Origin of the sequence: Pseudomonas sp. RW407 (assembly GCF_003176655.1) — a bacterium.
In the GTDB taxonomy this organism is placed as follows: domain Bacteria; phylum Pseudomonadota; class Gammaproteobacteria; order Pseudomonadales; family Pseudomonadaceae; genus Pseudomonas; species Pseudomonas delhiensis.
This window is the reverse complement of sequence record NZ_QGSL01000107.1, coordinates 1,035,064-1,055,236: the sequence shown is the minus strand read 5'-3', so window position 1 is coordinate 1,055,236 and position 20,173 is coordinate 1,035,064. Positions and strand designations below refer to the sequence as shown.

Sequence of the window (20,173 nt, the reverse complement as noted above, 5' to 3'; positions counted from 1 at the left end):
TCATCGTTTCACCTGCAGCGTCATCTCATCAAATACAGCGAATGCTTCCCGTCGTGTGGTGCAGCCCGGCTGCGTGGCGGCGCCGAACCGCAGCAGATGCTCATCGCTGGAAGCGTCAAAGGTCCGCCATGGGGGAAGGCCAAGGCCGTTGGGGTCGGCGTTCACAACGAACCTCGCCCAGGCATCCGCCATTTGCCGGGCAAGGGCTCGATCGAGGTCGCGCCATTGCCAGGGACGCATGTCGAGGTTGTCCCAGGCGAACAAGGCCTCCGCCGTATGAAACGCGCCATAGCCGTACCCCCCATCGGCGGGCGGCGGCACGTCTTCCGGCAGCGGAAGCGAGTGGTCGAACTCGTATATCCAGGTCGGGGCCGCCGAGGTTTCAGCATGGGTACGTCCCCAACGCCAGACCGGGTAGGCAAAGCGCTTGTCGCCCACCAGTGCCCTGCGCGCAGCAATCACGTGCTCGGCCTGTTCCAGCGGGTAGAGCTTCGCCAGCGTCGCACGCGCGTCCCGTGGGTAAGGCAGGCTTTCGAACTCACTCTCCGCCCGCGAGGCGAACAGGCTGCCTTCATCCGCATTCCAGCCAACCAGCAGAGGCACTGCGGCCTGCCGCCCCTGGAGGAAAACATCCGTGGTTTCCTCGACCACCAGTCGCCCATCGACAACCACGCCCTGCGGTGCAATGTTCAGAAAGGCTGTCGCCGGCAGGTCTCGCAGTCGTTCGAGCGAGTGTCCCAGCGCAGAGACTGCAGCAGCACCCTGCCCGGCTGCCTCGACCTGGCCAAGCATCCTGCCTTCGGGGCGAAACACACCTGACGCGCTCTGGCCAATGGCTGCCCGGAACAGGCCTCGGCTTGCCGGGGCGGCCATCAGGTGCGTCACGGTAGCGGCGCCCGCGGAGTTGCCGCCGATAGTCACCTTGCCGGCATCGCCACCGAAGGCCGCCACGTTCTCATGCACCCAAGCCAAGGCGGCGGCGACATCCTGCACGCCGTAGTTGCCAGAGGCCCCGAGTTCATCTTCGGCCATCAGCTCGGGCAGAGAAAGAAACCCCAGCGCTCCCAGGCGCATATTCACCGTGACCACCACCAGGCCCCGCGCGGCCAGGCGGCTTCCATCGAACAGTTCCTGGCCACCATGCCCCGTCTTGTTCGCCCCGCCGTGAATCCAGAACAGGACCGGCAGCTTCGCCCCGGAAGACAGGTCGGGACTCCAGACGTTGAGATAGAGGCAGTCCTCGCTCATCACCAACGCGCTGGCATCGGCATGATTGACCCGATACATCAGCGATGAGCACGGAGGCAGCACTTGCATCGGCGCAGGGCCTGCCACGAACGCCGCGCGCTCGCCGTCCCAGGGCTCGGCGGGCTGCGGCGGCCGCCAGCGCAAGTTGTCTACGGGCGCGGCAGCGTAAGGAATGCCCTTGAACACGCTGACACTGCGGCCCCTCCTGCCAAGCAACCGGCCACCGCTCGTGGTGACACGCACCGGCACGCCGGTATCAGCTTCGCCACGCCGCGAACTCATGCCGGGGCAGCCTGCAAGGTACTGTTCGCGCGATGCGGCGCCAGCTTGTGGAGTCGGCCATCAGTCATGATCATCGACAGCCGGGCAGCATCCTGGAGAATCGTGATGTCCGTCGTCGGGTCGCCCTCCACCAGGAGCAGGTCCGCCAGGTAGCCCTCGCGCACCAGGCCCAGTTCTTCTCCCCAGCCCATCAGCTCGCCGCCAAGCGCCGTCGCGCAATGGAGCACCTCACAGGCAGACATGCCGAACCACTCCACGAACAGTTCGAGGTCCTTGGCGTTCAGCCCGATGGGATTGAAACCGAAGCCGTAGTCGCTTCCAGGCACGACGCGGATACCGGCCTTGAGCATTTTCGGCACGACTTCCCTGAGGCTCTCGATGGCGACGTCGACCTCCATGCCCGGTGTCGGCGGCTGGTCCATGTTGCCCATCATCCAGAGACTTCCCGGTGAGGGCGCGATGTACACGGGTTGCGGCGCATTGGCGATCATCCCGATCGTCTCGTCGTCCATGTAGGTCGCGTGGTAGACCACGCGAAAGCCATGACGCACGGCCATCTGGATACCTTCCGACGAGTGCGCGTGGGCGGTGAGCCAGATACCCCGCTCCCACGCCACCTCTCCCGCCGCGGCAACCTCCTCCTCCTTGAACTCGAGTACGCGAGAGGTGTACTCGATGAGCGCGCTTTCCCCGGTGATGGGCATCTTGACGATGTCGACGCCGATATCGGCCATCTCGTGTACGAACTTGCGCACCTCCGCGGTAATGGGTGCGCGCCCCTGCGCGCCCACATGGCCGGCGCCGGAAGTGGGTTTGAGCGTGGCGGAAGGTGCCTTCATCGTATCGGCACTGACTTCCCAGGAGGCTGCCCGCAAGCGCGGCCCCGGCATCCAGCCTTCGGCGATGGCCTTGCGCAACGCCACTTCCACGCGTGGGCGGCGATTGCCACCGGAGTAGATGCTGGTGTAGCCGTGGTCGAGCATGACCCGTGCGTTGTGGCTGATGATCAGGGCCTGCTCTTCCTCGGGCTCCGTCCGCGGGGAGCGATGCTCCACGGTGGAGCCCAGCCCCAGGTGGGTGTGCCCGTCGACCAGGCCGGGCATCAGGGTCGCGCCGTCTGCGTCTATGACCTGCGCGTCATCCAGCCCGGCTCGCTCGATGTGTTCGGCGATGGCGACGATGCGGTTGCCGTCGATGAGCACTTCGGCCTTGTAGCGAGGGCTGCCGCTGCCATCGAAAACCTGGGCATTGATAATCAGAGTTTTCATGAACCGGCTCCTCAAAGCGGCGGCGCGATGAACAGGCCTTCATCCGGCGTGTTGAAGTGATGCTTCATGACATGCTCGCCCCACGGACTGGAGGTCCCCCAGGTGTCGAGCACCAGCGGGTCGGTCAGATCGCCTTCGGTCACCTCCCAGGTGTCGTCCAGGTCGCTCATGCCTGCGGTGTACTCGACTGTGTTGCCGGCCTTGTCCGAGAAGTAGCCATAGGCGTTATCGCCAGTCTGGTGGCGGCCCGGCCCCCAGATCAGCTCGTGGCCGCTGCGTTGGAGGCGCCCGACGCCGCGTAGAAACTCGTCGATGCCCCGCATGTCGAACGACACGTGGTGCATTGCTACATGAGGCGCATTGCCCACGGCGAAAACATGGTGCTGGGGATGGCTGCAGCGCATGAACCACATCAGCTTCCTGCCGTGGATCTGCAAGGCCTCGACCACCTGCAGGCCAAGGTGTTTCTCGTACCAGTCCACGGTTTCCTGCGGGTTCGGCGAGTTGACCACGCAATGGGAGAGCTTCACGGGGATCGACTCCCCCGGGTGGAGCTGGCGATGCTTGCGCGCGGCGACGTCGGCGGACACCTCGATGACCCGGCCTTCCAGGTCGAAGAAGCGCACCCCGTAGCCGCCACCGGGCGAGGCCAGTTCGTGCGGCGCCTGAATGATGCGGACGCCGCCCTGTTTCAAATTCTCTGCCAGGGCATCGATGTCGCCTCGGGTCGCAGCGCCGAAACCGATCACGTCCGCACGCTTTCTTTCGTCCTTGCGTAGCCGGATCACATAGGGCTCCGGCGAGCCAGCCGCCGCGAAGTAGTACACGCCGTCCTGTTCCGCGATTTCGATCAGCCCCCATTCCTGGCTGTAGAAGGCGCGTTGTTCTTCGAGCTGCGGCATGGCGAAGCCGACATGTCGCAGGTGGGTAATCACACTGTTGTTGTTCATGGAGCGATCCCTTCTGTCAGAGGGTTACAGGCTTTTCCAACCCAGGATGCTGGCCATTACTTGGGTCAGCGCTTCCTCCGGGTTGCCGGGCAGACCTTTGCTGCGCCATCCGATAACGAGGTCGGGGCGTACGAGAACGCAGCCGCACTCCTCCGTGCCGCACACCTTGCGCCAATCCAGGTACGGATCTTCGTAGTCCAGGCCGACGCCGATCAGCGTGGCGCCGATTTCGACGCCGAACTTCTGCGACACGGCCTTCGCGGCGTTCCCCCAGGCTTCTCCGCCATGAGACGAGAAGAGATGGAATTTCCCTTTACCGGCCACATCGAGCGTCGAAACCAGCGGGCCGGCTCGGCGGGTCGACAGCCAGCCGTGTGGCAAGGTGGAGCCCGGCCGGGTAGAAGGGACGTAGTAGAGTTCCGGGTCTTCGCAGGGCGGTGGCTCCGGCGAGCCATCTTCCACGACAGCGCCGGAGCGATAATTGCGCTGCAGCTCGACGCCATGCGCCTCGCCGTTGTAGCGGGTTTCCAGCAGTTTCTCGCGCAGCCCTTCCCGGCCTTCCGGCGTCGCCAGCTTGGCGTCGACATCGGCGCCGCTGACGACATTGAACAGGCAGGCCCCCAGATAGTCAGCCAGGCCATTGGCCTGCCACATGCTGGTATTGGCGCGTGCGACTATCTGCCTGGCCACGGGCTGGCGCTCCGCGTCGAAGCTATCCAGCAGTCTCGGGTGCGCCTTCTCCTTCACCACCAGGGCGAGCTTCCAGGCCAGGTTGAAGCCATCCTGCACGCAAGTGTTGGAGCCCAGCGCAGCTGCCGGCGGATGCCGATGCACAGCATCCCCGATACAGTGAACGCGCCCTGCGGAAAGCTTCTGCGCATGGATGTCATTGATCGACCACTTCGAAGTGGACAGAACCTCGATGGGAAGCTCCATGGCTGCCGGGTCAGCAATGGCCTCGCGAATTCGCCATACCAACTGCTCGGTCGTTGCGTCCGGGCCATCGTATTGCGGCGGGATGTAGATGGACACCAGCCACTTGTTCCAGGGCTGGACCATGCGGAACACCACGACCCCCGACCACTCGGCGACCCCGGCCTGCAGGATCAGGTAAAGCGAGCCTTTGCGATGCGCGGTGTAGGCCGACAGGTCCATCTCGCAGAGGATGTTGTAGGCAGAGCCGAGACCACCCTGGCCGACAAGGGGCAAGCCCACTTCCTTCACCACGCGGCTGTTGGCGCCATCGGCGCCGACCAGGTACTTCGCCCGGATCGAGTAGTGCTCGCCGGTGAGCGTGTCCAGCACTTTCGCAGTGACGCCCTCTTCGTCTTGTTCGAGCGATTCCAGCTTGGTATCGAAGCGGACATTCACGCCCAGGCGCGTGGCCTCCGCCAGGAGGATCGGCTCCATCTTGGTCTGCGGCAGGTCAACGAACGTGCAAGGACTGGCCGTCAGCACATCGCCCATGCGGGCTGGGTTGTTGCCCCAGGCCCATTGCCGCGCCATCTCCTCGCCCGCCAGGCCACGCAGGAAGAAAGTGTTCGCCAGGTTCTCCGGGGCGGAGGCGACGGCCATCGCGTCTGCCTCGAGTCCTGCGTCCCGCAGAACCTCCATCGTGCGCTGGTTGACGATGTGGGCGCGCGGCGTATCCGCCGATCCGCGGTTACGCGAGATCATCAGCGTCCGGATGCCCTGGCCGCCCAGGAAAACGGCAGTGGTCGCGCCTGCCGGCCCTGCTCCCACGATCAAGACATCAACATGTACGGTGTCCGTCATTTCATCGATTCCTCTTGTTCTTATTCGTTGCAGCTGTGCCGACCGAAAACCGGCGAGCGATGCATTCGCTCGGGGTCAGGGGTGCACGTAGTCGGGCTGGTTTTGCGGCTCGGCCTCGATGAAGGCCGGATGCAGCCTGGCGTGCTCGTACACCGCCAGGCATCTCGGGTAGAGACTGAGGTTGCACTTCATCCTCAGCGCATTCGCCATCTGTGGGATGAGGCAGCAGTCGGCCAGGGTCGGCGAAGCACCGAAGCACCAGGGTCCGTCATGCCCGGGGGCACGGCGCTCCAGGAGGCGCTCTACCACGACCATCCCTTCCGCCACCCAATGCCGATACCAGGCATCCTTCTGCTCGGCGCTGGCCCACAGCACGTCCTGCAGATACTTGAGTACCCGCACGTTGTTGAGGGGGTGGATCTCGCTGGCAATCACCTGCGACAGCTCGATCACTCGCGCCCGCAGCTGGCTGTCCAGGGGAATCAGCCGAGGCTCGGGATGCTTGGCGTCGAGCCAGTCGATGATCGCGAGCGACTGCCCCAGGCGAAAATCACCTTCGGTGATGGCCGGCACGCTGGGTGAGGCGTTGACGCCCTCCAGGTAGCCAGGATGGCGCTGCTCGCCCGCGCGGATGTTCACACCGTGGTAGTTCACCCCAAGCCCCTTCAGGGCCAGTGCTATACGCACCCGGTAGGAAGTGGAGCTGTTGAAGAAACTGTAGAGATTCACGTCAGACCCTCTGCATCGCGGGCAATGGAAAGTCAGACGACCGCAACGGTCAGCTCGCCCAGGCGCTCGACGCCCACCTTCATGATGTCGCCAGCCACCACCGGCCCGACGCCTTCGGGCGTTCCGGTGTAGATCAGGTCGCCGGGTTCCAGCCGGAAGAATCGGGAGAGATAGACCACGCTTTCCGCGACGGACCAGATCAGGTGCGTGAGATTGCTGCTCTGCCTGACCTCGCCGTTCACGCTCAACCAGATGTCGCCCGACTCGAAATGGCCGACCGCTTCCGCCGGGTGGATCGGACCGATCGGAGCCGAGGCATCGAAGGACTTCCCGATCTCCCATGGACGCCCCATTTCGCGCATCTTGATTTGCAGGTCGCGCCGGGTCATGTCCAGGCCAACCGCATAGCCCCAGACATGATCGAGTGCCTGGTCGAGAGGGATGTCCGAGCCGCTCTTGCCGATAACGGCAACCAGTTCGGCCTCGTAGTGATAGTTTTGCGTTTCCGCGGGATAGCGCAGATCGAGCGTTTCGCCATAGGCGACCGGAACCACCGCGTTGTCCGGCTTGATGAAGAAGAACGGCGGCTCGCGGTCGGGATCGAATCCCATCTCCCGCGCATGGGCGGCATAGTTTCTCCCCACGCAATAGACGCGGCGAACGGCGATGGAGTCCTGGGTGCCAAATACCGGAACGGCGATGGGCGGTTCCGGGGTGAAGATGAATGCCATGACTTGTCTCTCTGTTTCGCTAAGGCCTCTGCGAAGAGGCCGGTCAGCTTCTTTGTTCGCGCAGCAGGTCCAGTGCCATGAGTACAGGTCTGTTCGAGTAGCTGAACAGCACCGAGTCGACCTCTGCGCTCAGGCTTACCTGTTGCCAGGACGGCACGACGAAGATGTCCTTTGGCGAGAACGGGAAGACCTGCTCGCCTATTCGCGCAGTGCCCTGCCCCTCCACCACGCTGAAGACGGTCGACTCGGTGCTTCGGTATTCCTTGCCCTGGAAACCCTTGGGCAACAGCTGCATGAAGGTGGCCATGGTCGGCATCGGAAAGCCGCCCGTGGCCGGGTTGACATAACGCAGCTTCACACCATCCCAAGGGTCGACTTCGCCCAGTTGGCTCAATTGCTCGAGCGCCTCGCGGCTACGCTCGTAGGGGTAGTTGAAGATCGGTGAATTGCCGTTCTGCACCTTGTGGCTCACCGGCAGCATGTTGTGGCTGTAACGCGCGGAGCTATGGCCTTCGGGGCGGTTGATCGGCTGCATATCGTCGGGGTAGGACTCGGCGAACCCGGCATCGAGTTGCTGGACGAGGGGAATGTCGAGGCCATCCAGCCACACGACCGGCTCACCACCCTGCGCGGCTTCGCGATTGCCATGGTCATGCCACGTCCAGGACGGGGTGATGATGAAGTCGCCGGGGTGCATAGTCGTCCGCTCGCCGTTGACCGCGGTCCAGGCGCCCTCGCCTTCGACGATGAAGCGCAGTGCCGACTGGGTGTGGCGGTGACTCGGGGCAATTTCGCCAGGCATGATCAGTTGCAGCCCGGCGTACAGATTCGACGCGATGCTGGATTTTCCCGGGAGCCCCGGATTGTCGAGGATGAGCACGCGGCGCACGGCCTCAGCGGCACTGATCAGCTTTCCCGAGGCCATTAAAAGCTCTCGAAGTTGCGCATATTTCCAGATGGCGGGAACTGCCTGTGGCTGTGGCGTGTTCGGTACAAGCGAATGCAACGACTCCCACAGAGGCGACAGGTTAAGTTTCTCGATCTCACCATAGTAGGATCGACGCGAGCTAGACGGTGCGTTCGACATGCACATCTCCTGATGTGATTTTTATTATTTTGCTGTTTATCGACAGCCCTGGATCGCGGCACTTAAACAGCTTGAGGAGAGGTTATGCCTTGAGCAGTCGACCAGTCTTTCAAATTGCTGCTGGCCGTTGTATATTTTTGCTCAAATGTGCATGACTGAATTTTGATGAAAAGAATTCAGGTTTTGAGAGAACGGGAAGAAATGAAAGACGAGTGGAACGTCAAAACAGTGTGCGCCTTCAATAGCTAGATACTAAATCTACTGACCAGTCCTTCCAGTTCAGAGCCCAAACTCGCCAAGCTGGCGCTACATACGGCGACCCGGCTAACCGCGACAGCGTTCTGCCCTGCATCATCCTTGACACTTCCTATGCTTGAGCTGACTTGCTCAGCAATTGAGCCTTGCTGCTTGCCTGTATCTGCTATTTGCTGACTCATTTGCTCAATGATCAATATGGCCTCTGTAATCCCTCGCAGGGAGATAGCCGCCTCATCAGCAAAACCGACCACATCTCTACTGAGTGCTCTACAGCCGACCATTTGCTCAGTCGCGCCTTTGGCAACCTGCTGCAGGTTATTTATCAATATCTCAATCTCCAATACTGATGCCTGCGTACGCATGGCAAGGCTGCGCACTTCATCCGCCACCACGGCGAAGCCGCGTCCCTGATCGCCAGCGCGGGCCGCTTCTATTGCCGCATTTAGCGCCAAGAGATTGATTTGTTCAGAAACGCCTCTTATAACGTCTATTACTCGACCAATTTTTGCAGCCTCTTGATGAACCCCCTGGATAGCAGACTCAGATAATTCAGCTTCTTCTGCAAGGCGCTCAATGTACTTAACGGCTTCATGAACAACAACGCCACCCTTCCCTGCTTTAGCATACGCCTGGCTCGCGGCGAACAATGTTTTCTCGGTATGCCCTGCGACCTCTCGAACGCTAACCTCCATTTGCAGCACAGCAGCAACGGCATGGTCTGCTTCTAGCTCTTGCTTCTGACTAATCTGACTAGCTGATTCAGTCAAAACAAAAAGATCTTTGGAAGTGCGCGCGATTTCCCCAACGCTTTTACTGATCTGCCGCACAATCGATCTCAAGCTCTCACTCATAGAGCCAATCGAAATTAGCAGATCTCCTAACTCGTCCTGCCGGCTCGACTTAATATCTTGGCAAAGGTTTCCAGAAGCTATACTTCGAGCAACCAGCAAGGTGTGACCAAGTGGAACAACAATCAGGCCTCTGATAACTACGGACAGCCCGGCGCTAAGCAGTACAACGAGAATGGCCGAGAATCCAAAAAGCACCCTAATTCCTTCAATTTTATTATTTGACGCTTTCACAAACTCATCGGTAACGCTATTGGTTTTTTCAATCCAGGCTTGAGCCTGCGACAGCATTTCCTTGCTTGCCTTTGAGCTGTTTCTGTAGCTTTCTCGATACAGTTCAAAAGCTTTCCTGTAGTCGTTAGCCGCTATACTTGCCTTGCCAAGGGACTCCTTCTGCGCATCACCCAAGTGAGCTAGAAGTAGCTCGATGGCAACTTCAGTTTCCGACATTGCCATTTCCCACTCACTGGCTTGGGCATCGGTCTTCAAGTCAATAAATTTATATTCAGCCACCCGCAACTTGCTTAGCTTGCTGAGCAACTTTGTAGAGTCTTGAAGCAAACTGATTCCATCGTCGGCTGCCGCTGGATCATGCCCCGAAGACATGTCTCTTGCTGCATCGAACATATCCATTTCGAGAGATTCAAACTGAACGGACATTTCTTCTGCTTGAGCCTGCATTTGGCTCAAGGCCGATAAGAGCTTCTGCTGCTCCAGTCGAAATATCTCAAACTGCTGAAAGTACTCTTCAGCAGCTTTCTTCATTGTCAGTACAGAACCCGCTTCGCCTCCACCAATCTCGGCCGCGATAAAACCAATTTTGGACTTGGCCGATGCTATAAATTCTCTTACCTGGCCTGCATCGACCTCATCATGACCTTGCGCAAAATCTTTTTCATGAATTCGCGCTTGAAACAGGATTGCCTTCGTCTCGGCCAACTTGTATTGGACGAGGCCGACGCTTCTAATCTCGCTAACGGAATATAGTCCCGCAGAAAAAACACAGAGTGACAAGGCTGTAACAACCCCAAAACCTATAGCCAGCTTCTTCCCCACGGACAGATTCAATACAAAGGCAAATATTTTTTTCATGCCATCCTCAAGGGTTATTATTATTTTTCTAAGCCATGATTTACGGCTTTTTTTCGAAAGCATATAGCCAGGACTAATTGCCGGACCTGCACCAGCCAGTCGAACAAGAGAGTGCAAATAGTTAAAGAGCCCACCAAGCCAATGCCAGAAATATTCAGCTTTGACTGGGCAGGCTCACTTAGTGCATTGATCCAATTCGGCGATAGTTCGATGGATCACCTGATGCAATTTCTATTTCGTTTACTTGATTTGATCGTACGGGTAATCAACTTGGTATCGGCTGATCCGTATGCCAACCAACTCGCCTCTCACACGCAGATGCTCCGGATGGTTTGCATATGCGGCAAGGGCTTGTGCATCAGTAAACTCCGAGTACAACACTGCATCGCAGGCGTAATCCACCGCGCTAACATCGATCCCCACCTCTAAATGCAATAGCCCAGGGATCTTATCTCGAATGCCTTCGAATGCTTCTTTGACTTTCAGTGCCGCTTGCAAGCGCTCTTCATGGCTACTCCCCCCGACCTTCCACATAACTATGTGCTTCATCATTGGTTTTCTCCTGCCAGTAACGCTGGGCTCAGGTTCCGTAGTTAACACGTGAACTGCAGTCCGAGACGGCCGGTGACTGCCCGCCGACTACATCCGAAGCAGCGCCTACGCTAACCTGCTCTGCCTGCGTCCCCTGTTTGGGGCTGGGCACGAGAAAATGCGCCAGGGCCGGCAGCAGCACCAGGGCACCGACCATGTTCCAGAGGAACATGAAGGCCAGGAGAATCCCCATGTCCGCCTGGAACTTAATGGGCGAGAACGCCCAGGTGGCGACACCGATCGCCAGGGTGAAGCCGGTCAACAAGACGATCTTCCCGGTGAAGCGCAACGCCTGCAGGTAAGCCCGGGAAAGGCTCTGCCCCTGGCGAAGCTGGGCCAGGAGAATGCTCATCACATAGAGCGCGTAGTCGACGCCGATCCCTACGCCCAGGGCGATCACCGGCAGCGTCGACACCTTCACGCCGATGCCCAGCACCACCATGAGCGCTTCGCACAGCACCGATGTCAGCATCAGCGGCAGAATCGCGCACAAGGTCGCCCGCCACGAGCGGAAGGTCGCCAGGCACAGCAGCATCACGGCGGCGTACACCCAGATGAGCATCTCGTGGTTGGCTTTCTTCACGACGATGTTGGTCGCCGCCTCGATCCCGGCGTTGCCCGCAGCCAGCAGGAACCGCACATCCTTCGTGTCATAGGCCACGGCGAACGCCTCGACCTCGTCGACGACGCGGGTCAGAGTGTCAGCCTTGTGATCGCTGAGATAGACGTACAGCGTCAGCAGGTTGCAAGTGTCGTTGTACAACCCACGCGGCGCACCGGCCGTGATGGTGTTGACCATGTTCTGGCTGTCGATCACGTCATACCACTTGGGGTTACCCTCGTTCAGCGCCACACCCACGGCGCGGTTCAGGCGGGCGAGCGAGTTCGTGGCCTCCACGCCTGGTAATTGGCCCAAGCGCCATTCCAGCTTGTCCAGGCGCATCAGCGTGTCGACGCTCGTGCAGGCGTAGTCGGGAGTCTTCACCATCACGGCGAGCACATCGCTGCTGGCGCCGTAGTGTTCGGTCAGGTACGCGGCATCACGGTTGTAGCGGCTGTCCTGGCGAAGCTCGGGCGCACCGGGGTCGAGGTCGCCGATCTTCAGGTGCTGGCTGATCAGAAGCCCCACGGCCAGCAACACGACGCTGACCGCCACCGCGGCCGAAGCCCAGGCCCGGCGCGTGAACAAGTCGAGGAAGCGCCAAAGCCAGGGCTGCGACTCGCCGGCCTCCTCGGCCAGCTCCTCTTTCAGGCTGCGCCGCGCAGCGCTGGGGCTGACGCCGATGAAGCTGAGAAGCACCGGCAACAGAATCAGGTTGGTGAAAATCAGCACGGCGACACCGATGCTGGAGATCACCGCCAGGTTCTGGATGACCTCGATCTTGATGATCATCAGCACGGCGAACCCGACGGCGTCGCACAGCAAAGCCATCAGGCCGGCCATGAACAGCCGGCGGAAGGTGAAGCGGGCGGCAACCACCCGGTGCATACCCCGGCCAATGTCCTGCATGATCCCGTTCATTTTCTGGGCGCCGTGGCTCATGCCGATCGCGAAGACCAGGAAGGGCACCAGGACCGAATAGGGATCGAGCTCGTATCCCAGCAGCGGCAGCAGCCCCAACTGCCACACCACCGCAACCAGGGAGCAGGCGACGACCAGCAAGGTGCTGCGAATGCAGCGCGTGAAGCGAAACAGCATCGCCGATGTGATCAGGATGGCGAGGGCGAAAAACAGCAGGATCTGCTGCAAGCCGTCAATGAGATCGCCCATGACCTTGGCGAAGCCGGTGATATGGATGCCGATCCGCTCGCTCGAGTACTTGCTGCGCAGTTGTTCGAGCTCCCTGGCCAGCACCGAATAGTCCAGCGGCTTGCCGTCCGGCGTCACGGCCAGCAGCGGTACGTAGACGATGCTGGAGCGTTGATCCCGGGCGACGATCTGGCCGATCTCGTTGGAGCGTTCGACGTTGCGCTGGAGCGTCTTCAGGGAGTCGCCGGAGCCATCGTAACCCTCGGGAATCACCGGGCCTCCTTCGAGCCCCTCTTCCGTGACGCCCGACCAGCGCGTCGTGGGCGTCCACAGGGACTTCATCGCGGAACGGTCGACGCCGGGGATCAGGAACACCTCGTCGCTGATGTGTTGCAGCACCTGCAGGTAGCCGCTGTCGTAGATCGAGCCTTCGTTGGCGGTCACGACGATCCGCACGGCGTTGCCGAGCCCCGCCAACTCCGAGCGATTGGCCAGGTAGTTGCGGATGTAGCTGTGCTCGGTCGGAATCATTTTTTCGAAACTGGCGTTCAGCTGGAGCCGGCCCAACTGGGAACCCAGCACCAGCGTCACGAGCAGGCAGAACAGCAGCACTGCCAGGCGATGGTTGAAGAGCGCACGCTCGACGACCGAGCCGGAGCGACGGTCGAAGGCTTCAAGGCTGGCGGCAGCAGGCTGCTTGTTTATCGTTATATGCATCGTCTTGCACTCACTGTTTGGCAGTGGACTGCCGGCCCAACGGCAGGCGTACGACACCGGCGAAGCTCGTGGCGAGCAGATCGCCCTCCCCGTCCATGGCGATGGCGGTCAGCGGCATGCCGGCATTGCTCCCCTCCACCCTCAGCTGGGCGCCATCCTTCCGGCTCGCGAGAATCTGGCCAGCCTGGTTGGCGTAGATGACCCGGCCATCGGGGGCGGAAACCGCTGAGACAATGGTGATGGGGGCCGGCACGTCCGAGCGGGACCAGCTGTCACCGCCGTTGGCGGAGCTGTACACAGTGCCGCGCAGCCCTGCCAGGACGACGTGCTCGGCGTTTTGCGCGACAGCGAACCAACTGCCGTTGTAGCCAGCCTTGAGCGGCTGGAACGAAGCGCCGGCATCGGTCGAGCGCAGGACCAATCCCTGCTCGCCAACGATGAAGACCCGCTCGCCCTCGGCACTGATGGCGTTCAGGTGCAATCCCATCGGGTTCGGCAGGCGCCCCATCCAGGATGCCCAGCTCTTTCCGCCGTCTTGCGTGCCGAATATCAGGCCATAGGCCCCCAGCACCACGCCGCGCTTGTCATCCCAGAAGTGCACGGCGAGCAGGGGTTTGTCGGCGCCATCGGAAACCAGTTGCGTGGCCAGGCGAAGGCGACGCGAATCTCCTGATACCTGCGCGGCGGATAGCTCCAGCTTCGCCAGTTCGATGCCGTCGATCTGCTTCGTCCAGGTACGACCGCCATCCTCGCTATGCAGCACCACCCCAGCATGGCCGACAGCCCATCCATTCTCTGTCGAGGGGAAGGCAACGTCCGTGAGTGTCACGGAGACGGGGACGCTCGCCTGCTGCCAGCTTTCTCCGCCATCATCGGAGTAAATGGCAATGCCCCGCTCACCGACAGCGACGCTACGGGCGCCGGCCTGGACAACGGAGAGCATAACTGCATGGGCCGCATGCGCAGCCTGCAGCGCCGGCGTGCCCAGCGGGTCGACCTTGGCGTCGACGGCCGCTACGGCCGACGTGCCCCAGCTACAGAACAAGGCCACCCCCACAAGCAGTAATCTTTTCACGCACAACCTCCTACTACACGACGATAACCAGCAGCGGCCCCGTGTGAGCGCCGCTGCGCAGTGCCAAGCACTAGCGAACCGCTTCGCCTACCAAGCCGTCGGGCGTGAATACGCTTGCCGAGTACGGTGCAACGACGTCGAACTGGTGCGTGGTCTCGTTCACCAGATCGTTGGTGTAGGAAGTGCCGGAGAGAAGATCGTTGAAGCCGAAGGTGATTCCCATGGTGGCCGGCACATCGGGCATCACGACCTGCGACATCCACATGGTTTTCCAGAGCTGCCCCTTGGCGTCCCAACGGTCGGCGAGCACGCCGTTCCAGGTATCTTCGTCGAAGTAGTAGAGGCTGCGAGGCGCCTGGTGCCGCTGCCCGTCCTTCAGCTTGGCCTCCACCACCCACACCCGGTGCAGCTCCCAGCGCATGACGTCCGGGTTGACGTGATGCTCACCCAGCACCTCGGAGACCTTGGTTGGCTGGAGCAGCTTGTTGCTGTTGTAGGGAACGAGCATTTCCTTCTTCCCCACCAGCTTCCAGTCGAAGCGACCGTTCTTGCCGGTGAAGATCTTCAGGTCATCGGTGCTCATCACTCCCGCGGTGGCCTGGGTGGGCATGTCGCAGCAGTCGTTGGGCAGCTTGCGGACACGGCGCTGGCCGGTCAGGTAGACCCAGGTCTGCCCGTCGCCGGACACGTTGAAGCGTGCCACCAAGCCTTCGCCGGCTCGTACCGGCGGGCCATCGTTGATCATGCGGACCATCCAGTAGTCGCCGTCGAACTTCTCCAGCGAGCCCTGGGGATCGTAGTAGGGATATTCGATGTTGGCCTGGGCGGCGACCGTGAGCACGTTCTTGCCGTTGGCCGTCCCCAGCACGCCCTGCTGCTCGTACTTGAAGGCCACGCCTTGCCAGCGCAGCAGGTGGTTCCACAGCACCTCGACGCCCGTCTTTGGAATCGGGAACGGAATGCCACCGTACGCGCCCTGCGGCACGGCGCCGTTGGCGGTCTCGACAATCGTGGCGCGGGTCGCGTTCTTCAGCGTGTTGTCATACACCCACTGGGGCGCGACAGCGGTCCGGCGTGTCGGGTAGACATCGATGCGGAAGCTGTCGGGGTACTTTAGCAACATGGCTTTCGTACCGTCGGTGAGCTTGTCCGCGTACTTGTCCATGTTCTTGGCATTGACGCTGTACAGCGGCTTGTCGCTGGCAAACGGATCGCCACGACGCCCGGTCCGGGTACCCACAGCGGGGTCGGTGTAGCCGCCCGTCCAGGCGGGAATGCTCCCGTCGGCGTTGCCGGCGCGCTCGGCACCGAAGGGCGTGAGCGTGCTTTTGAGCTGCTCGGCCTCGCCGGAGGACACGGCGGCGTGCGCAGCGCCCACCAGCAATGTCGAGAAAGCAGCCAGGGCGACACGCTGAAGAGTTGTCATTGTTTTCATGAGGCCTCCAGGTTCAGAAAGTACGGCTGAGCGAGAAGGCGACGAAGTCGCGGTCCTTCAAGCTCTGGCCGTAGGAAAACGAGTTGTCGCTGTCGAGGAAGGTCTTCGCGGCCCCCATGTAGTGGGTGTACGCGGCGGTGAAGCGCCAGGCGTCCATGTAGGCGCCATTGAGCCCAATGGTGATGTCGCCACCGTTCTCTGCGGGGAACGCCCCCGAACCCAGCGCCCGGGAACTGGAGCCTTTGGGCGCGTAACCCAAGCCGATCGGCACGGAGAGGTCGAGGCCTGGCAGGACCTGGCGGTACTTGGGCTCGAACAGCACGCGAAGCGCACTCGCGTCGCGGCTGGAGTTGTTGTCGATGTAGCCCTGGTGGGTCGCCGGGTCGTAGATCTCGCAGTTCTTCTGGCAACTCAGCACCCGGTTCCAGGCGATTTCGCCCATCACGGTCGCCTCGTTGAAGAGGGCGTTCGGGTCCATGCTCCAGACCATGGACAGGTTCACGTGGGCCGTGCGGCCAATCGGGTAGCCGGGGTGGCTGCTGTTATTGGTGGCCTGGGTGCCGAAGGCCCGGCTGTAGTCGGCCGCGTGGCCGGCGCTAGCCAGGTCCTGCTTGTCGCGAACCGACGTCTCAATGGCCAGGTTCACCGTGTCGAAGGTGCGGCTCGCGCTCACGCCGTAGGCCGTGATGTCTTCCTGGTAGGCCACGTAATAGCTGGCCGGCAGCAAGGTTGGCGCCGCGCCGGGAGTCAGGTTCATCAGGTTGGTGACGACCTGCTGGGCCTTGTCGTGGAAGCGGATGACGTACAGGCCATAGTCGGTGTCGTCATGCCGGATCCGCAGTTGCAGCCCCCACTGGCCGGAGTCCCTAGCCTTCTTGTCCGATAGTCTCGGGACGGAACCGGCCGGGCCCAGGAGCATGTTCTCTCCACCATCGATGTTGGTGTCGATCCACGAGAAGTAGCTGCCCACGGCGGGAATGCGGTTGGGCTCGTAATGGAACTGGTAGTAGGCGCCGAAGGTGACATCGGGCGTCAGCTGGATCTGCCCCGAGAATTGCGGAACGGGCCGGATGGCTTCCTTGAACTGGGTGTTCGGAACGGAAATGAGCTTGGTGGCATCCACCGGAGCCATGGCGCCGGCGATGGCGTTGCTTCCGAAGAACAGGCTCTCGCCCCACACCATGCCGTGTTGGCCAAGCCGGACGAGCGACGGCATCTGGCCGACGTCGAAACGGGTGTAGACGAACGCATCCAGCAGCTCGGCCTTGCGGCCGTGCAGGTCACGCGTGCGCCGGGTGAATTCGTCGTAGTCGACGGAGGTCTGGTTCGGGTAGGCGCCGCCGGCGAAACCGGGGTTGTCGTTGTCCTCGTTGTATACCGTGTCGTACCAGGCCGAACCGCTGACCCGGGCGCCGAAATTCTGGTACCGGACATCCAGCTCGCTGAGCACGTCGAAACGGTTGCTGACCAGGCCGCGGTCGAAGTTGCGGTCGCCATCGTCCGCGTTCGGGTTGGAAAGCAACGCGGAGTCCTGCGACTTGACCCGGAAGGCGTTGCTGTACTTCACGGTGTTATCCCAGGAAACCTTCAGGTCGGGCACACCCAGGTCGATGCTGGCGGCCGACACGCTACCTCCGGCCATAAGGCTCACGAAAGCAGTCGCCACCGCCAACGGCGAACACTTCATGGGCAGGGAGCTGATACGAAGTTTCTGGCTTTCGCCAATCGCAGTGCTGGGGAAGGCAGTTACGCCAACCTGGATTCGAGATTTCTGCATGGTGCTGTCTCTTTATTGTCATTGTTGTAAGAACTACCGTGCGTCATTGACGGGCCGGTACCCAGCCAGTCAATGCAGTGATTGCTGCCCCGCTTTCATGAATCCGAGAGCAACTTTCACGAGACACTAACTCCTTGATTAAAAAGCCCTTCAAATAACAAGAGCACTCCGTTCAAGTTGCCGGGCATCCTCTTCGCCCCATGCATCTGCACGCATTCCAGAGGACGCCGGCTCTATACGGCTGATTTTCTTCGGGACGAGCGAGCCCGGCAGAGCAATGCACTCGCTCTCTTTTTCAATCTCCTGAAACAGGATTTATCCAGTTCCGCTCTACTTGCCGCCAAGGCCTTTCGAGCAAGTGCCTGCAGCGTATTTATTTGCGCTGCCTGGGTCTTTCAGATTGCTGCTTGGCGTTGTGTTTTCTTGCTCGAACCTCGAAAACCGAGCGGTTCCGTGAACAACAGGCGGTCCCGTCACACCTTCTCGGCAGCAATCGGGTTGACCAGGGTTCCCACCCCTCCCACTTCCACCTCGACGGTGTCGCCCGCCTTCATCCACAGCGGCGGATTGCGCTTGCCACCGACACCGCCCGGCGTCCCCGTGACGATGACGTCGCCCGGTTCGAGCTCGGTGAAGGTCGAGCAATAGGCAATCAGTTGCGGGATGGAGAAGATCATGAGGCTCGCGCTGGTACGCTGGACTTCCTGGCCGTTCAGCCGGGTGACCAGTGTCAGGTCGGCGCCATCGATAATCTCGTCGCGGGTCACCATCCAGGGGCCGAATCCGCCGGTGGCAACGAAGTTCTTGCCGGGAATCCACTGGTGCGTATGGCGTTGCCAATCGCGAATGGTGGCGTCGTTGTACGGTGCGTAGCCCGCGATGTGGTTCCAGGCGTCCGCTTCGGCGATGTGGCGGCCGGCCTTGCCGATGATGACCGCGATCTCGCCCTCGAAGTCGAGCTGTTCGGACACGCCAGGCCGGACAATCGGCTGCCGGTGCGCAACCTGGGAGTTGGCATAGCGGGCGAAAACCACAGGCTTCTCCGGAACCTCGCGGCCGGTTTCGATGCGGTGGTCATGGTAATTGGTGCCGATGCAGAAAATCTTCGGCGGGCGCGGCACCACCGGAAGCAGTTCGACCGCTTCGAGCGCCACGGCGTCGCCATCCTGCTCGATCATGGCCGGCAGCTCAGGCAGCGCGTCGTGCTCCAGCGCGGCGAGCAAAGTCGGGTAGCCACTGACCTTGCCCAGGTCGACGACCCCGGCGGCGGTCATCGCCCCCCACGACTCCTGACCCTTGAAGCGGAAACTCAGCAGTTTCATTTGGCAGCTCCATACATTTCCAGGAAGGTTGCGATCGCCTCTTCGGCGATTTTCGAATCCAGGTGAGGCGGCGCCCCGGCCACACCAACGGCCCCCACGCACTGCCCTTCGAGCAGAACCGGAACACCGCCTTCGATAGCCACGTGCGGCAGGCGCACCATGGAGTAACGGCCCTCGTTCAGCGGTTTCTCGAAGAAGGTCGTGGGGTGGCCACCCTCGGCGGAACTTCTGGCCTTGTCGAAGGCGCCTTCGGCGCTCATCAGCGGCGCGCCGTCCATGCGCAGAAGGGCCTGCAGGTAGGTGCTCGCATCCACCACTGCGATCGACACCGGCAACTTCATGCGCAGGGCGATTGCCTGTGCGTTGTCGGCCAACTGCTTGGCGTCCTGGAGGCTGAGGGAAAGTTTGTTGAACATGTCAGGCCTTGTTCTGTACGGGCACATAGCCCTGGTCGACGAGGAACGCCTCGACGACGCGGTTATAGTGATCCGGCTCCTCGTAGTACGAGGAGTGCCCCGACTCGGTGAAGGTGTAGCTTTGCGCCCCCGGGATGCAGCTGGCGGCCACCAGGTGGGTTTCGCCCCCCAGCAGACGGTTCTGCACACCGCCCATCACCAGCGTCGGCACGCTGTAGCCGATGAAGTGCTCAGGCATGATCCGCAGCTCCGGATCGGTGATGGTCGACAGGTCGATCTTCTGGTTCATTCTCGCGAGCATCTGGTACAGCGCGATCAGCTCCGGGCGCTCCTTCACGAAACGTTCGGAAAAGCCCAGATCCTGGGGCGGAACCGTCTCCCCCGCCGCGACTCGCCGGAACCGCTCGGAGACCACCTCCAGCACCTTGTGGTGAGGACCGTACGCGGGTGTGGGCGAACCGGAGAGCACCAACGCTGCGAACCGACCGGGCTCCCGCACCGCCAGCGGCAGTCCCGACCAGGCGCCCATCGACTGGCAGACGACAGCCACTTTTTCGTCATGCGTTTCGGCATCGAGCAAACGCGCGAGGTCTTCGCTGAACTGGCGCGGGTGGAAAGTCCCTGCGTCACAGATCGAACCGCCGAAACCGCGCATATCGAGGCAGATCACCCGGTAACGCTTGCTGAAATGCGCAACCTGCTGGAAGAAGACGGTAGCGTTGGCGCCAGCGCCATGGACGAAGACCAGCGGCCGACCTTCGCCGCAGACGTCGTAGCGCAGACGGGCGCCCGGAACATCGAGAAATGCCATGTCGCGCTCC

16 protein-coding genes and 1 pseudogene are annotated in these 20,173 nt (G+C 61.4%); all 17 read right to left on the bottom strand.

Features of this window, described 5'->3' with window-relative positions; genetic code table 11:
• The 17 genes and pseudogenes from DK254_RS28900 to DK254_RS28825 all read right to left on the bottom strand — a co-directional run bounded on the left by DK254_RS28900 (nucleotide 1) and on the right by DK254_RS28825 (nucleotide 20,163).
• Nucleotides 1-1,530: a carboxylesterase/lipase family protein gene (locus DK254_RS28900; RefSeq protein ID WP_109936574.1), complete on the bottom strand. Its 1,530-nt coding sequence runs from the start codon at nucleotides 1,528-1,530 to the stop codon at nucleotides 1-3.
• Nucleotides 1,527-2,798 carry an amidohydrolase family protein gene (locus DK254_RS28895; protein ID WP_109936573.1) on the bottom strand — a complete coding sequence of 424 codons (1,272 nt, stop codon included), beginning with the start codon at nucleotides 2,796-2,798 and terminating at the stop codon, nucleotides 1,527-1,529. Before DK254_RS28895 ends, DK254_RS28900 begins: the two co-directional genes overlap by 4 nt.
• 11 nt (nucleotides 2,799-2,809) lie before the next feature.
• A complete protein-coding gene (locus DK254_RS28890; protein WP_109936572.1) occupies nucleotides 2,810-3,748 on the bottom strand; it encodes a VOC family protein in 939 nt (312 codons plus the stop codon).
• A gap of 24 nt (nucleotides 3,749-3,772) precedes the next feature.
• A complete protein-coding gene (locus DK254_RS28885; RefSeq protein WP_109936571.1) occupies nucleotides 3,773-5,524 on the bottom strand; it encodes an FAD-dependent monooxygenase in 1,752 nt (583 codons plus the stop codon).
• A 75-nt stretch (nucleotides 5,525-5,599) separates the two neighbouring features.
• Nucleotides 5,600-6,253 (bottom strand): maleylacetoacetate isomerase, encoded by a 654-nt coding sequence (gene maiA / locus DK254_RS28880; protein WP_109936570.1) that lies wholly within the window; start codon nucleotides 6,251-6,253, stop codon nucleotides 5,600-5,602.
• Between the two features lie 32 nt (nucleotides 6,254-6,285).
• Nucleotides 6,286-6,984, bottom strand: coding sequence for a fumarylacetoacetate hydrolase family protein (locus DK254_RS28875; RefSeq protein WP_109936569.1), 699 nt, complete (start codon nucleotides 6,982-6,984; stop codon nucleotides 6,286-6,288).
• A gap of 43 nt (nucleotides 6,985-7,027) precedes the next feature.
• Nucleotides 7,028-8,071: a gentisate 1,2-dioxygenase gene (gene gtdA / locus DK254_RS28870; RefSeq protein WP_218281460.1), complete on the bottom strand. Its 1,044-nt coding sequence runs from the start codon at nucleotides 8,069-8,071 to the stop codon at nucleotides 7,028-7,030.
• A gap of 245 nt (nucleotides 8,072-8,316) precedes the next feature.
• A complete protein-coding gene (locus tag DK254_RS35310; protein WP_371921199.1) occupies nucleotides 8,317-9,180 on the bottom strand; it encodes a methyl-accepting chemotaxis protein in 864 nt (287 codons plus the stop codon).
• Nucleotides 9,175-9,468 (bottom strand): annotated as a pseudogene (locus tag DK254_RS35305) (hypothetical protein); the annotation flags it as partial. The pseudogene DK254_RS35305 and the gene DK254_RS35310, both read right to left, overlap by 6 nt.
• Before the next feature lie 1,041 nt (nucleotides 9,469-10,509).
• Nucleotides 10,510-10,821, bottom strand: coding sequence for a Dabb family protein (locus DK254_RS28860; RefSeq protein WP_109936566.1), 312 nt, complete (start codon nucleotides 10,819-10,821; stop codon nucleotides 10,510-10,512).
• A 28-nt stretch (nucleotides 10,822-10,849) separates the two neighbouring features.
• A complete protein-coding gene (locus DK254_RS28855) occupies nucleotides 10,850-13,327 on the bottom strand; it encodes an RND family transporter (RefSeq protein WP_109936565.1) in 2,478 nt (825 codons plus the stop codon).
• Nucleotides 13,328-13,337: 10 nt separating this feature from the next.
• Nucleotides 13,338-14,402, bottom strand: coding sequence for a YCF48-related protein (locus DK254_RS28850; protein WP_146219663.1), 1,065 nt, complete (start codon nucleotides 14,400-14,402; stop codon nucleotides 13,338-13,340).
• A gap of 70 nt (nucleotides 14,403-14,472) precedes the next feature.
• Nucleotides 14,473-15,837, bottom strand: coding sequence for a DUF1329 domain-containing protein (locus tag DK254_RS28845; RefSeq protein ID WP_109936563.1), 1,365 nt, complete (start codon nucleotides 15,835-15,837; stop codon nucleotides 14,473-14,475).
• 13 nt (nucleotides 15,838-15,850) lie between these two features.
• Nucleotides 15,851-17,614, bottom strand: a complete 1,764-nt coding sequence (locus DK254_RS28840) for a DUF1302 domain-containing protein (RefSeq protein ID WP_256595981.1) — start codon at nucleotides 17,612-17,614, stop codon at nucleotides 15,851-15,853.
• 473 nt (nucleotides 17,615-18,087) lie between these two features.
• Nucleotides 18,088-18,936, bottom strand: a complete 849-nt coding sequence (locus tag DK254_RS28835) for a fumarylacetoacetate hydrolase family protein (protein ID WP_109936561.1) — start codon at nucleotides 18,934-18,936, stop codon at nucleotides 18,088-18,090.
• The gene (locus DK254_RS28830; protein ID WP_158546453.1) at nucleotides 18,933-19,352 is read right to left on the bottom strand and encodes a heme-binding protein; all 420 of its coding nucleotides are present in this window, start codon (nucleotides 19,350-19,352) and stop codon (nucleotides 18,933-18,935) included. The genes DK254_RS28835 and DK254_RS28830 overlap by 4 nt, the downstream gene beginning before the upstream one ends.
• A gap of 1 nt (nucleotide 19,353) precedes the next feature.
• A complete protein-coding gene (locus tag DK254_RS28825; protein WP_158546452.1) occupies nucleotides 19,354-20,163 on the bottom strand; it encodes an alpha/beta fold hydrolase in 810 nt (269 codons plus the stop codon).
• Nucleotides 20,164-20,173: the final 10 nt, after the last annotated feature.